Below are 13,359 nucleotides of genomic sequence, written 5' to 3' on the forward strand. Positions count from 1 at the left end.
CTGCGGCGCATCGAGCGGGACCTGCACGACGGGGCGCAGGCGCGGCTGGTCAATCTGGCCATGGGTCTCGGCCTGGCCAAGGAGAAGGTGCTGGAGGATCCGGACGCGGCGGCGGCGATGGTCGAGGAGGCGCACGGTGAGGTGAAGCTGGCGCTCCAGGAGCTGCGGGATCTGGCGCGCGGCATCCATCCGGCGGTCCTGACCGACCGTGGCCTGGACGCGGCCCTGTCCTCGGTCGCCTCGCGCTGCACGGTCCCGGTGAAGGTGACGGTCGATCTGCCGGAGCGGCCGGCCGCGGCCATCGAGGGCATCGCCTACTTCACCGTCTCGGAGCTGTTGCAGAACGTCAGCAAGCACAGCGGCGCGAGGTCGGCCTCGGTGGACGTGTGGCGGACGAAGACCCGGCTGCTCATCCAGGTGTGGGACGACGGGGGCGGGGGCGCGAGCCTCGACGGCGGTACGGGGATGAAGGGCCTGGCGGAGCGGCTGGACGCCGTCGACGGGCTGTTCGTCCTGGAGTCGCCCGCGGGCGGCCCGACGACGGTCACGGCGGAACTGCCCTGGCGGGACCGGTCCGGAGCCCGGGGGTAGGGAAAACCCCCCGCCCGAGACGCCGACGGACTCCATGGTCCGCCGACCTGCGGCGGAGCAGGGTGGAGGTACGAGAGCACAGCCGCGGGACGAGGAGAAGGACGGCGCCGATGGCCACGGAGTACGGACAGGGGTACGGGCTCGACAGCGGGCCCGGGTTCGCGGGCAGCACCGAACGGCGGCACCGGCTGCCCGCCGCGCTGCGGGCGCCGGTCGAGCCGCGCACCTGGCTGGAGCTCACCCATGTGCTGCTCAGCCTGCCGATCAGCATCCTGCTGTTCACCTACGCGGTCACGATGGTGTCGCTGGGGGCGGGGCTGCTGGTGACGTTCCTCGGCATTCCGGTGCTGGCGGCGGGGCTCGCGGGGTGCCGCGGCTTCGGGGCGCTGGAGCGGATGCGGGCGCGGGGGCTGCTGGGCCTGGAGGTGGCCGAGCCGGAGCCGCTGCGGAGGAACGGGCCGGGCGCGATGGCGTGGATGGGGGCCGTCCTCAAGAGCGGTGCCTCGTGGCGGGCCCTGCTGTACGCGGTGCTGCACCTGCCCTGGGCGGTCTTCTCGTTCGTCGTCGCGGTGAACGTGTGGGTGCTGGGCTGGGCGCTGCTGACGTACCCGCTGTGGTTCTGGGTGTTCCCGGTGTACGCGGGTCAGGAGGGGATCCAGCTGTACGGCGACGAGACGCACCGGATCTACCTCGACAACCCCTTCGAGATCACGGTGACCGCGCTGGTGGGGTTGCTGTTCACGATCGCCTCGCCGTGGATCGTGCGGGCGCTGACGATGGTGGACCGGCTGCTGGTGCACGGGCTGCTCGGGCCGTCGCGGCTGGCGTCGCGGGTGGTGGAACTGGAGTCGGACCGGGGGGTCGTGGTCGACACGGCCGCGGCCGACCTGCGGCGCATCGAGCGGGACCTGCACGACGGGGCGCAGGCCCGGCTGGTGGCGCTGGCGATGGATCTGGGGCTGGCGAAGGAGAAGCTCCAGGAGGACCCGCAGGCGGCCGCGCGGATGGTGGACGAGGCGCACGGCGAGGTGAAGACGGCGTTGCAGGAGCTGCGCGACCTGGCCCGGGGGATCCATCCGGCGGTGCTGACGGACCGGGGGCTGGACGCGGCGCTGTCGGCGGTGGCGTCGCGGTGCACGGTGCCGGTGCGGGTCGAGGTCGACCTGGCGGAGCGGCCGGCGCCGGCCATCGAGGGCATCGCGTACTTCACGGTGTCGGAGCTGTTGCAGAACGTCAGCAAGCACGCGCGGGCCACCTGGGCGGGCGTCGAGGTGTGGCGGACGGAGAGCCGGCTGATGCTCCAGGTCGTGGACAACGGCGTGGGCGGGGCGGACGTCTCCGAGGGGTCGGGGCTCGCGGGGCTGGCGGACCGGCTCGACGCGGTGGACGGGATCCTGGTGGTGGACTCGCCGGCGGGCGGGCCGACCCGGGTGACCGCGGAGTTGCCGTGGCGGGGGGAGCACGTGCGGTGACGCCCGCGGGGGCCCGGCCCCCGCAAGCCGTGACAGGGCCGGGGGCCGTCGCCTCCGGCCCCCCATCTTCCCCTCACCACCCGATCGGCCAGACAAGAAGCCGCTCCCGCCCCCATTCACCCTCCGACCCTGAAATGCTGGACCCGTCGCACGGGTGGGCACGGAGCCGTCGTGGGCTGCGGACGGGCGGCATCGGGCTGTGGGGGGCCGGACATCGTGGAGGACAGGGTGCGGGTGGTCATCGCCGAGGATTCAGTGCTGCTCAGGGAGGGCCTGACCCGGCTGCTGACGGACCGCGGGCACGACGTCGTCGCCGGTGTCGGTGACGGCGAGGCGCTGATCAAGACCATCACGGAGCTGGACGCCCAGGGCGACCTGCCGGACGTGGTCGTGGCGGACGTGCGGATGCCGCCGACGCACACCGACGAGGGGGTGCGGGCGGCGGTGCAGTTGCGCAAGGCGCACCCGGGGCTCGGGGTGCTGGTGCTGTCGCAGTACGTGGAGGAGCGCTACGCCACGGAGCTGCTCGCGGGCTCCAGCCGGGGTGTCGGCTACCTGCTGAAGGACCGGGTGGCCGAGGTGCGGGAGTTCGTGGACGCGGTGGTGCGGGTGGCTCAGGGCGGTACGGCGCTCGACCCGGAGGTGGTCGCGCAGCTGCTGGGCCGCAGCCGCAAGCAGGACGTGCTGGCCGGGCTCACCCCGCGCGAGCGCGAGGTGCTGGGGCTGATGGCCGAGGGGCGGACGAACTCGGCGGTCGCGCGGCAACTGGTGGTCAGCGACGGGGCGGTCGAGAAGCACGTCAGCAACATCTTCCTGAAGCTGGGGCTGTCCCCGAGCGACGGTGACCACCGCAGGGTGCTGGCCGTGCTCACGTACCTCAAGTCATGACGTTTCACCCGCTGACGCGGGAGACCCGGACATAACCGGCTGCATGATCAGCCCAAAGTCGTGTCCAAGATGCGAATGACACGAAGAAGGCGACCCCCGCGGTCGTAGGGTTGATCCTGGGAGGGCCTGCGGGAAGGCCTGTCCCGGACAGCGTCCTCGAGGGAGGTCCAGTTCAGTGACCAGCCAGGTCAGTAGCCCAGCGGAGCAGGCCGACGGAGCAGTCGTAGGAGAGCAGCGCAAAGCGGCGGGCGCGAAGGATGTCCGTCGCCTCGACCGGGTGATCATCAGGTTCGCGGGGGACTCGGGTGACGGTATGCAGCTCACCGGTGACCGTTTCACCTCGGAGACCGCGTCGTTCGGCAACGACCTGTCGACGCTGCCGAACTTCCCGGCCGAGATCAGGGCGCCCGCCGGGACCCTGCCGGGTGTGTCGTCCTTCCAGTTGCACTTCGCCGACCACGACATCCTCACGCCCGGCGACGCGCCGAACGTGCTGGTGGCCATGAACCCGGCGGCACTGAAGGCGAACATCGGCGACCTGCCGCGCGGTGCCGAGGTGATCGTCAACACGGACGAGTTCACCAAGCGGGCGATGCAGAAGGTCGGCTACGAGACGTCCCCGCTGGAGGACGGCTCGCTGGACGGCTACCACCTGCACCCCGTACCCCTGACGACGCTCACGGTCGAGGCGCTGAAGGAGTTCGACCTCAGCCGCAAGGAGGCCGAGCGCAGCAAGAACATGTTCGCGCTGGGCCTGCTGAGCTGGATGTACCACCGGCCCACCGAGGGCACGGAGAAGTTCCTGAAGTCGAAGTTCGCGAAGAAGCCCGACATCGCGGCCGCCAACATCGCCGCGTTCCGGGCCGGCTGGAACTTCGGCGAGACGACGGAGGACTTCGCCGTCTCCTACGAGGTCGCCCCGGCGGCCACGGCGTTCCCGCCGGGGACCTACCGCAACATCTCCGGCAACCTCGCCCTGTCATACGGGCTGGTCGCGGCGAGCCGGCAGGCGGATCTGCCGCTGTACCTGGGGTCGTACCCGATCACTCCGGCCTCGGACATCCTGCACGAGCTGAGCAAACACAAGAACTTCGGCGTGCGGACCTTCCAGGCGGAGGACGAGATCGCAGGCATCGGGGCCGCGCTGGGCGCGGCCTTCGGTGGTTCGCTGGCCGTGACCACGACAAGCGGTCCCGGTGTGGCGCTGAAGTCGGAGACGATCGGCCTGGCGGTCTCGCTGGAGCTGCCGCTGCTGGTCGTGGACATCCAGCGCGGCGGCCCGTCGACGGGTCTGCCGACCAAGACCGAGCAGGCCGACCTGCTCCAGGCGATGTACGGGCGCAACGGCGAGGCGCCGGTCCCGGTGGTGGCGCCGCGCACCCCGGCGGACTGCTTCGACGCCGCGCTGGAGGCGGCCCGGATCGCGCTGACGTACCGCACGCCGGTGTTCCTGCTGTCCGACGGCTATCTGGCCAACGGTTCCGAGCCCTGGCGGATCCCGGACATCGAGGAGCTGCCGGACCTGCGGGTGCAGTTCGCGCAGGGACCGAACCACACGCTCGACGACGGCTCCGAGGTGTTCTGGCCGTACAAGCGGGACCCGCAGACGCTGGCCCGCCCCTGGGCGATCCCGGGCACGCCGGGTCTGGAGCACCGCATCGGCGGCATCGAGAAGCAGGACGGCACGGGCAACATCTCCTACGACCCGGCCAACCACGACTTCATGGTGCGCACCCGGCAGGCGAAGATCGACGGCATCGACGTCCCGGACATCGAGGTCGACGATCCCCACGCGGCGAAGACGCTGGTCCTGGGCTGGGGCTCGACGTACGGGCCGATCACGGCGGCGGTGCGGCGGCTGCGCAGGGCCGGGGAGTCCGTCGCGCAGGCGCACCTGCGCCACCTCAACCCCTTCCCGCGGAATCTGGGCTCCGTGCTGGAGCGTTACGACAAGGTGGTGATCCCCGAGATGAACCTCGGGCAGCTCGCCATGCTCATCCGGGCGAAGTACCTGGTCGACGCCCACTCGTACACCCAGGTCAACGGCATGCCGTTCAAGGCGGAGCAGCTCGCCGCGGCTCTGAAGGAGGCCATCGATGGCTGAGACGTCCACGCACGGCACGGGCACCGTCGAGTCGCTCTCCCTCGTCCCCAAGGCCGAGGGCAGGCAGTCGATGAAGGACTTCAAGTCCGATCAGGAAGTGCGCTGGTGCCCCGGCTGCGGCGACTACGCCATCCTCGCCGCGGTGCAGGGCTTCATGCCCGAACTGGGGCTGGCGAAGGAGAACATCGTCTTCGTCTCGGGCATCGGCTGCTCCTCCCGCTTCCCGTACTACATGAACACCTACGGGATGCACTCCATCCACGGCCGCGCCCCCGCCATCGCCACGGGTCTGGCGAGCTCCCGCCGGGATCTGTCGGTGTGGGTCGTCACCGGTGACGGCGACGCGCTGTCCATCGGCGGCAACCACCTGATCCACGCGCTGCGCCGCAACGTCAACCTCAAGATCCTGCTGTTCAACAACCGGATCTACGGTCTGACCAAGGGCCAGTACTCGCCGACCTCCGAGGTCGGGAAGATCACGAAGTCGACGCCGATGGGCTCGCTGGACGCGCCGTTCAACCCGGTGTCGCTGGCGATCGGCGCCGAGGCGTCCTTCGTGGCGCGCACGGTCGACTCCGACCGCAAGCACCTCACCGAGGTGCTGCGCCAGGCCTCCGCCCACCAGGGCACGGCGCTGATCGAGATCTACCAGAACTGCAACATCTTCAACGACGGCGCCTTCGACGCCCTCAAGGACAAGCAGCAGGCCGAGGACGCCGTGATCCGGCTGGAGCACGGCAAGCCCATCCGGTTCGGGGCCGACCTGGCCAAGGGTGTCGTGCGGGACCCGCTGACGGGTGATCTGAAGGTGGTCGCGGTGACGCCGGACAACGAGGACCAGGTGCTCGTCCACGACGCGCACTCCCCGTCCCCGACCACGGCGTTCGCGCTGTCGCGCCTCGCCGACCCGGACACGCTGCACCACACGCCGATCGGTGTGCTGCGCTCCGTCGAGCGGCCCGTCTACGACACGCAGATGGCCGACCAGCTGGACACCGCGATCGAGCAGCACGGCAAGGGCGACCTGGGCGCGCTGCTGGCGGGCGGCGACACCTGGACGGTCGTGGGCTGACCTGCCGGACACCCACCGGGGCCCGGGGCGCTAGGAAGCGGCCCGGGTCTCGTCGTATGTCCGCCGCGCCTTCTCCACGTCGTCCATGCGGTCGCGCGTCCACTGCGACAGGGCGCGCACCTGCTCGGCGGCCTCGCGGCCCAGGCCGGTGAGGGAGTAGTCGACGCGCGGCGGGATGACGGGCTTGGCGTCGCGGTGGACGAGTCCGTCCCGCTCCAGGGTCTGGAGGGTCTGGGTCAGCATCTTCTCGCTGACGCCCCGGCCGCCGTAGGCGCCGATCGCGCGGCGCAGCTCGCTGAACCGGTACGGGCGCTCCAGGAGCTCGATCAGGACGAGCACGCCCCAGCGACTGGTCACGTGCTCCAGGACCAGCCGGTACGGGCACAGGGCTTCACTATCACTTACCGCCATGCCAGTACCTTACTTCAAAGTGGGTACTTTCCAATAGTTAGCGCGCCTCCTAGGGTTAGTGCCAACGCACCCCACAAGGAGAGTCTCACCATGAGCATCGTCGTCACCGGAGCCACCGGACACCTCGGCCGCCACGTCGTGGAGCAGCTGCTGGAGAAGGTCCCCGCCGGGCAGATCACCGCGGTCGTGCGCAACGCGGAGAAGGCCGCCGACTTCGCGGACCGCGGTGTGAAGATCGCCCTCGCCGACTACAACGACCCCGCCTCCTACGACAACCTCTTCTCCGCCGGCGACAAGGTGCTGCTGATCTCCGGCAACGAGTTCGACAGGGGCCGCGTGCAGCAGCACAAGGTCGTCATCGACGCCGCCGCGGCGGCCGGTGTCGCCCTGCTCGCCTACACCAGCGCCCCCGGCACCCTGACCGCCGCGCTGGCCGACGACCACCGCGGCACCGAGGAGATCCTGCTGGGCTCCGGCGTGCCCTACGCGCTGCTGCGCAACGGCTGGTACCACGAGAACTACACCGAGAACCTCGCCCCCGTGCTGGAGCACAACGCGGTCGTCGCCGCCGCCGGTGAGGGCAAGGTCTCCTCCGCCTCGCGCGCCGACTACGCCGCTGCCGCCGTCGCCGTGCTGACCGGTGAGGGGCACGAGAACAAGACGTACGAGCTGGGCGGCGACACCCCCTGGAGCTTCGCCGAGTACGCGGCCGAGCTGAGCCGGCAGACCGGCAAGGACATCGCCTACAACGCCGTCTCCCCCGAAGCGCTCGTCGGCATCCTGACCGGCGCAGGCCTGCCCGAGCCGTTCGCGCAGATCCTCGCGGGCGTCGACGCCTCCATCGAGAAGGGCGAACTGGTCGTCTCCTCCGGTGACCTCTCCCGCCTGGCCGGCCGTCCGACCACCCCGCTCGCCGACGCCGTGGCCGCGGCCCTCAAGGGCTGACCCCGCTGCACCGTGCCACCCCCGGACTGTCATGACCGTATGCCGATACGGACATGACAGCCGGGGGCGCCCGGCGTTACCGTCGTGAACGCGGACGCACGCCAGGCGCGAAGGAGGGGCACGTGAGCGGCAAGCCGAGGGGTGAGCGGCACATAGGACTGCTGAACGGCTTCGCGGCCTACGGGATGTGGGGGCTGGTCCCCCTGTTCTGGCCCCTGCTGAAGCCGGCCGGCGCGATGGAGATCCTGGCCCACCGGATGGTGTGGTCGCTGGTCTTCGTGGGCGCCGCCCTGCTCGTGCTGCGCCGCTGGGCCTGGGCCGGCGAACTGCTGCGGCAGCCACGCAAGCTGGCGCTGATCACGGTCGCCGCGGCGGTCATCACCGTCAACTGGGGCCTGTACATCTGGTCCGTGAACTCCGGGCACGTCGTGGAGGCCTCACTCGGGTACTTCATCAACCCGCTGGTCACCATCGCGATGGGCGTGCTGCTGCTGAAGGAGCGGCTGCGGCCGGTGCAGTGGGCGGCGGTCGGCACCGGTGGCGTCGCGGTGGCCGTGCTGACCATCGGCTACGGGCAGCCGCCGTGGATCTCGCTCTGCCTGGCGTTCTCCTTCGCCACCTACGGGCTGGTGAAGAAGAAGGTGGGCCTCGGCGGCATCGAGTCGCTGGCCGCCGAGACCGCGATCCAGTTCCTGCCCGCGCTCGGCTTCCTGGTGTGGCTCTCCGCGCGCGGCGGCTCCACCTTCGCGTCCGAGGGCGCGGGACACGCGGTGCTGCTCGCCTCGGCCGGCGTCGTCACCGCGCTCCCCCTGGTCTGCTTCGGCGCCGCCGCCATCCGCGTGCCCCTGTCCACCATCGGCCTGCTTCAGTACCTGACGCCGGTCTTCCAGTTCCTGCTCGGCGTCCTCTACTTCCACGAGGAGATGCCGCCGGAGCGCTGGGCCGGATTCGCGCTGGTGTGGCTGGCGTTGACGCTGCTCACCTGGGACGCCTTGCGCACCGCCCGCCGCGCCTCCCGCACGCTCACCAACGAGATCAGCGTGCCCAGCACGGACAGGGCGACCGGCACGGTCAGCGCCGCGCGGAACGCCGAGAGCGTTGCCTCGGGGCCGGGCCCGGTGGACGCCAGGCCATAGACGGCCGTCACCGCCGAGATGCCGATCGCGGAGCCGAACTGGGTGGCCGTCGTCAGCAGCCCGCCCGCCAGACCCTGCTCCGACCCGGCCACGCCGTCCGTGGCGGCGATGGTCAGCGGCCCGTAGGCCAGGGCGAACGCGAGGCCGCTCAGCAGCAGGGTCGGAAGCATCATGGCGTAGGACCAGTCCATGCCGAGCGGCAGGATCAGGGCGTAGGAGGCCACGGCCAGGAGGAAACCGCCGGTGATCACCCGCGCGTTGCCGAAGCGGGTGACCAGTCTGGGCGTGAGCGTCGGCGCGAGGACGGCGTCGATGCCCATGACGAGCAGGGCCAGCGCGGTCTGCAAGGACGACCAGCCGCGCAGTTCCTGCAAGTAGAGCGTGACGACGAACTGGAAGCCGAAGAAGGCGCCGAGGAAGAGCAGCGCCCCCAGGTCGGCGCGTACGACCGGGCCCTTGCGCAGCAGGCCGAGCCGGACGAGCGGGTCGGGACAGCGGCGTTCGACCGCGACGAAGGCGGCGGCCACCAGCACGGCCGCGAGACCCGAGGCCAGGGTGACCGGCCACTGGTGCAGGCCGTGCTCCAGACGGACGACGGTGTAGGCGGCCAGCAGCATGGCGCCGGCGGCGGTGATCGCACCGGGCAGGTCGAAGGTGCGCTCACGCCTGGCCGGGGCGTCGCCGCGGGGGATCAGGCGTACGGCGGCGACGAGCAGGGCGGCGGCCATCAGCACGGGCGCGAAGAACACCCAGCGCCAGCCGATCTCGGTGAGCAGGCCACCGATCACCAGGCCGAGGGAGAAGCCGGCCGCGCCGGTCCCGGCAAAGACCAGCAGGGCCTTGTTGCGCTGCGGGCCCTCCTCGTACGAGGTGGTGATCAGGGAGAGCGCGGCCGGGGTCATGAAAGCGGCGGCGACGCCCGTGACGAAGCGGGCGACGATCAGCATCCAGCCGCCCGTCGCGAAGCCGCCGAGCCCCGAGAAGGCGAGGAAGACGGTCAGCCAGAGCAGGAACATCCGCCGCCGGCCCAGCAGGTCGGCGGCCCGGCCGCCCAGCAGCGTGAAACCCGCGTAGCCCAGCACATAGGCGCTCATCACCCAGGCCGCGGTGCCGGTGGTCAGCCCGAGATCGGCACGGACGGCCGGGATCGCCACCGCCATCATCGCGACGTCGATGCCTTCGAGGAAGATCGTTCCGCAGAGAACGAGCAGTAGCGCCCAGGCACGGGTGCCCATGAGTCAACACTCCTCCGGTGAGGGGCGGTTACGCAAGCGAGGGTCGGTTCCCTCTTGTAACCAGGCCCCACCCTGCGGCAGCATCGACGGACATGGAAGAAGGCACTTCGAAGTCACCGAGTAACTGCGCGAGCACCGTGGACTACGGGGACGCGGACCCCTTCCAGTGGGACACCCGCGAGGACTGCCAGGTCCGGCAGATCCTCGACCGGATCGCCGACAAGTGGTCGCTGCTGGTCATCGCGCTGCTGGAGAACCGGCGGCTGCGCTTCACGGAGCTGCGCCGGGAGATCGACGGGGTCAGCCAGCGGATGCTGACGGTGACCCTGCGCTCGCTGGAGCGGGACGGCCTGGTGAAGCGGACCGTGCACCCGGTGGTGCCGCCGCGCGTCGAGTACGAACTGACCTCGCTGGGCAGGACGCTGCACACGACGATCCAGTCCCTGGTGACCTGGACGGAGGAGCACCAGGAGGAGATCGCGCAGGCCAGGACCGCCTACGACACCCGGGCGGCCGAGGCCGCGGAGACTACGGCTTCGTAGGGGCGTGGCGGGCGCGGTGCGCCCGGACCTTCTCGCGGTTCCCGCAGTGCTCCATCGCGCACCAGCGGCGGCGGCCCGGCCGGGAGGTGTCGACGAAGAGCAGGTGGCAGTTGTGGGCGCCGCACTCGCGGATCCGGTCGGCGAAGGGCCCGGTGAACAGGTCGATGGCGTCGCGGGCGACGGTCGCGAGCAGCTGGGTGCCGGTGGCGCCCGGGGCCCAGGAGCGGGTGCCGTCGGCCTCGATGCGGGCGACGAGCGGCGGCGCGGCCGCGGCGGCGTTGACGACGTCCAGGTGCGGGGCGAGCAGGGGGCGGCCGTGGGCGCGGTCGGCCGCGAGGAGGAGCACGGCGTCACGCAGGGTACGCGCCCGCTCCAGTTCCCCGGCGGAGACGGTGAGGTCCAGCCCGTCCGGCAGCCGGCTCAGCCCGGCCCAGGTGATCAGGTCGGACGGTTCGTGGAGCACTTCCCAGCGGGCGAAGACCCCGGGGCCGCCCGTCGTCGTCAGCTCCAGGCACAGGGTGCCGGGGTCGAAGCGGTAGGGCTTGCCCTCACCCGAGACCAGCGTCAGGCCGGGCGGGCGATCCGGCGTTTCCCGGGCGCGTCCACTCATCCAACCAGTATAAGTGGTTACATGAAGCAGACACCCGCATCACCGGCTCCCGTGCACTTCAAACTCGTCATCGACGCGAACGACCCGCACGCCCAGGCCGAGTTCTGGGCCGCCGCCCTGCACTACGAGGTCGAGGACAACAGCGCCCTCATCGGGAAGCTGCTCGGCTTCGGCGCCCTGCCGGAGGAGGCCACGGTCGACTTCCACGGCCGCCGCGCCTTCCGGGACCTGATCGCCGTACGGCACCCCGAGGACCCCTTCGACGAGGAGAGCGGGACCGGGCTCGGGCGTCGGCTGCTGTTCCAGCGGGTGCCGGAGGCGAAGACGGTCAAGAACCGGCTGCACCTCGATCTGCACCCGGGCGAGGGGCGGCGTGACGAGGAGGTCGCCCGGCTGGAGGGGCTCGGGGCGAGCGCCCTGCGGCGGGTGAAGGAGCAGGGCGGCGAGTGGATCGTGATGGCGGACCCGGAAGGGAACGAGTTCTGCGTGCAGTGACCGGCACTCCGGAGGCCTGTGCTCCGTAACCCCCTGGCCGAATCACTACCTTGACGGAGAGTCAGTACCAGCTTCACCATCCAGGCACCCCATTCACTGTGGGCGGCCCGTGGGCAGCATCCCACGGGCTTCCCCACGGAATCCGGAGCCCCCACATGAAGCTCTCCGTTTCCGCGCGCGCCGTCGCCGCGGGCGGCATGGCAACCGCCATGCTCCTGACCGGCGGCGCCGTGGCCGACGCCGCGTCCTCCGCTCCCTCCAGAGCGGCCGCCGCGCCGGACATACCCGTGGCGAACGTCAAGGCCCACCTGTCCCAGTTGCAGTCCATAGCCACCGCCAACGGCGGCAACCGGGCGCACGGCCGGGCCGGGTACAAGGCCTCGCTCGACTACGTGAAGGCCAAGCTGGACGCGGCCGGGTACACCACCACGATCCAGCAGTTCACCGCCTCCGGCCGCACCGGCTACAACCTGATCGCCGACTGGCCGGGCGGCGACGCGAACCAGGTCGTGATGGCCGGCTCGCACCTCGACAGCGTCTCCTCCGGGGCCGGCATCAACGACAACGGCTCCGGGTCGGCCGCCGTCCTGGAGGCCGCCCTGGCCGTGTCCCGGGCGCAGTACAAGCCCACCAAGCACCTGCGGTTCGCCTGGTGGGGCGCGGAGGAGCTCGGCCTGGTCGGCTCCCGCTACTACGTCAACCGGCTGACCACCGGCGACCGTTCGCGGATCAGCGCCTATCTGAACTTCGACATGATCGGCTCCCCGAACCCCGGCTACTTCGTCTACGACGACGACCCGGCGATCGAGAAGACCTTCAAGGACTACTTCGGCGGCATCGGCGTCCCGACCGAGATCGAGACCGAGGGCGACGGCCGTTCCGACCACGCGCCCTTCAAGAGCGCGGGCGTGCCGGTGGGCGGTATGTTCACCGGGGCGAGCCGGACGATGACGGCGGCGCAGGCGGCCAAGTGGGGCGGTACGGCCGGGCGGGCCTTCGACCGCTGCTACCACTCCTCCTGCGACACCACCGCCAACATCAACGACACCGCCCTGAACCGCAACAGCGACGCCCTCGCGCACGCGGTGTGGGAGCTGTCGGAATAGCCCCCGGCACCTCGCCTACTGGTTGCGGGCGCGTTCGGTGAGGCGGCCCATGCGGGCGCGGGCCGACTCCAGTTGCTCGACCTCCTCGGCGGCCGGGCCGTCCTCGGCGGCGAGCTCCGTCCACAGGGCGATCAGGTCGCGTCCCAGCTCCAGCCCGAGCGCCGGGTCGCGGACCGCGCGCCAGGCGGTGGCCGCACTCTCCACGTTGCCGTAGGCGGCCTCCGGGTCGCCGGCCCGGCGGCGGGCACCGGCCAGGTCCAGCGACAGCCTGAAGGCGCGGAGCGGGTCGCCCGCCAAGTAGGCGATGTACGCCGTGAGTTCGCCGAGCCGGAGCACCTCCGGGTGCTCCGGCCCGAGCGTCGCGGACGCCTGCACGAGGGTCTGCTCCGCCAGCCCGGACGCCGCTTCGATCCTGCCCTCCTTCACCGCCTCGTTGATCCGCGTGATCGGCTCCGCGAGCAGCGCCGGGGCGGCGGGATCGCCCGGGGCGGTGAGGGGTTCGCCCCCGAGTACGGCCTCCGCGACGGCGTCGAAGCCGCGCGGGGGCGTGGGCTTGGGGTCGGGGTCGGCGGCGATCAGGGCGTCCTCGGGGACCGGAGCGGGCCGCGGAGCCGGCTGGGCCTCGGGAACCGGGAGCGGCCTCGCGTCCATGGGCGGGGGCGGGCCGAACTCGCCGGTGGGCGGGGCGACGGTGCCGGGCGGCGTCGCCGCACGCGGGGCCGGCGGCGCGCCTTCCGGCGCGGACCCGGCCC

General features: G+C 71.5%; 11 protein-coding genes and 3 pseudogenes. 10 read left to right on the forward strand and 4 right to left on the reverse strand.

The genetic code is table 11. The features are described 5' to 3' along the window. From abrC1 to GTY56_RS22420, 5 genes and pseudogenes are all read left to right on the forward strand, one after another. Positions 1-591 (forward strand): annotated as a pseudogene (gene abrC1, locus GTY56_RS22400) (sensor histidine kinase AbrC1); the annotation flags it as partial. Positions 592-701: 110 nt separating this feature from the next. Continuing rightward, positions 702-2,063, forward strand: coding sequence for a sensor histidine kinase AbrC2 (abrC2, locus tag GTY56_RS22405; protein ID WP_161367125.1), 1,362 nt, complete (start codon positions 702-704; stop codon positions 2,061-2,063). Between the two features lie 228 nt (positions 2,064-2,291). Further along, complete coding sequence (gene abrC3 / locus GTY56_RS22410) at positions 2,292-2,951, forward strand: response regulator AbrC3 (RefSeq protein WP_346345540.1); 660 nt, start codon at positions 2,292-2,294, stop codon at positions 2,949-2,951. A gap of 175 nt (positions 2,952-3,126) precedes the next feature. Further along, positions 3,127-5,055, forward strand: a complete 1,929-nt coding sequence (locus tag GTY56_RS22415) for a 2-oxoacid:acceptor oxidoreductase subunit alpha (protein WP_161367127.1) — start codon at positions 3,127-3,129, stop codon at positions 5,053-5,055. Continuing rightward, a complete protein-coding gene (locus tag GTY56_RS22420; RefSeq protein ID WP_161367128.1) occupies positions 5,048-6,127 on the forward strand; it encodes a 2-oxoacid:ferredoxin oxidoreductase subunit beta in 1,080 nt (359 codons plus the stop codon). Before GTY56_RS22415 ends, GTY56_RS22420 begins: the two co-directional genes overlap by 8 nt. A gap of 30 nt (positions 6,128-6,157) precedes the next feature. On the opposite strand, the gene GTY56_RS22425 is transcribed toward GTY56_RS22420, so the two are convergent. Beyond that, the gene (locus GTY56_RS22425) at positions 6,158-6,538 is read right to left on the reverse strand and encodes a winged helix-turn-helix transcriptional regulator (RefSeq protein WP_161367129.1); all 381 of its coding nucleotides are present in this window, start codon (positions 6,536-6,538) and stop codon (positions 6,158-6,160) included. Between the two features lie 90 nt (positions 6,539-6,628). On the opposite strand from GTY56_RS22425, the gene GTY56_RS22430 reads away from it, so the two are divergent. Continuing rightward, on the forward strand, positions 6,629-7,483 hold the full coding sequence (locus GTY56_RS22430; protein WP_161367130.1) for an SDR family oxidoreductase: 855 nt from the start codon (positions 6,629-6,631) through the stop codon (positions 7,481-7,483). A 122-nt stretch (positions 7,484-7,605) separates the two neighbouring features. Next, the gene (gene rarD, locus GTY56_RS22435; RefSeq protein ID WP_161367131.1) at positions 7,606-8,619 is read left to right on the forward strand and encodes an EamA family transporter RarD; all 1,014 of its coding nucleotides are present in this window, start codon (positions 7,606-7,608) and stop codon (positions 8,617-8,619) included. Between the two features lie 80 nt (positions 8,620-8,699). On the opposite strand, the pseudogene GTY56_RS22440 reads toward rarD, so the two are convergent. Further along, positions 8,700-9,854, reverse strand: a pseudogene (locus tag GTY56_RS22440) (MFS transporter); the annotation flags it as partial. Positions 9,855-9,946: 92 nt separating this feature from the next. On the opposite strand from GTY56_RS22440, the gene GTY56_RS22445 reads away from it, so the two are divergent. Continuing rightward, the gene (locus GTY56_RS22445) at positions 9,947-10,396 is read left to right on the forward strand and encodes a winged helix-turn-helix transcriptional regulator (RefSeq protein WP_161367132.1); all 450 of its coding nucleotides are present in this window, start codon (positions 9,947-9,949) and stop codon (positions 10,394-10,396) included. Here GTY56_RS22445 and GTY56_RS22450 read toward each other — a convergent pair. Beyond that, positions 10,383-11,006, reverse strand: coding sequence for a CGNR zinc finger domain-containing protein (locus GTY56_RS22450; RefSeq protein WP_161367133.1), 624 nt, complete (start codon positions 11,004-11,006; stop codon positions 10,383-10,385). The genes GTY56_RS22445 and GTY56_RS22450 overlap by 14 nt on opposite strands. 21 nt (positions 11,007-11,027) lie before the next feature. Here GTY56_RS22450 and GTY56_RS22455 point away from each other — a divergent pair, with 21 nt between their 5' ends. Together GTY56_RS22455 and GTY56_RS22460 are read left to right on the forward strand one after the other, a co-directional pair. Next, entirely contained in the window at positions 11,028-11,501 is a 474-nt protein-coding gene (locus GTY56_RS22455; RefSeq protein WP_161367134.1) for a VOC family protein, read from the forward strand. 155 nt (positions 11,502-11,656) lie between these two features. Then, positions 11,657-12,607: a M28 family metallopeptidase gene (locus GTY56_RS22460; protein WP_161367135.1), complete on the forward strand. Its 951-nt coding sequence runs from the start codon at positions 11,657-11,659 to the stop codon at positions 12,605-12,607. A gap of 15 nt (positions 12,608-12,622) precedes the next feature. Here GTY56_RS22460 and GTY56_RS22465 read toward each other — a convergent pair. Next, positions 12,623-13,359 (reverse strand): annotated as a pseudogene (locus GTY56_RS22465) (tetratricopeptide repeat protein); the annotation flags it as partial.

The organism is Streptomyces sp. SID5643, from assembly GCF_009872555.1.
GTDB lineage: Bacteria > Actinomycetota > Actinomycetes > Streptomycetales > Streptomycetaceae > Streptomyces > Streptomyces iakyrus.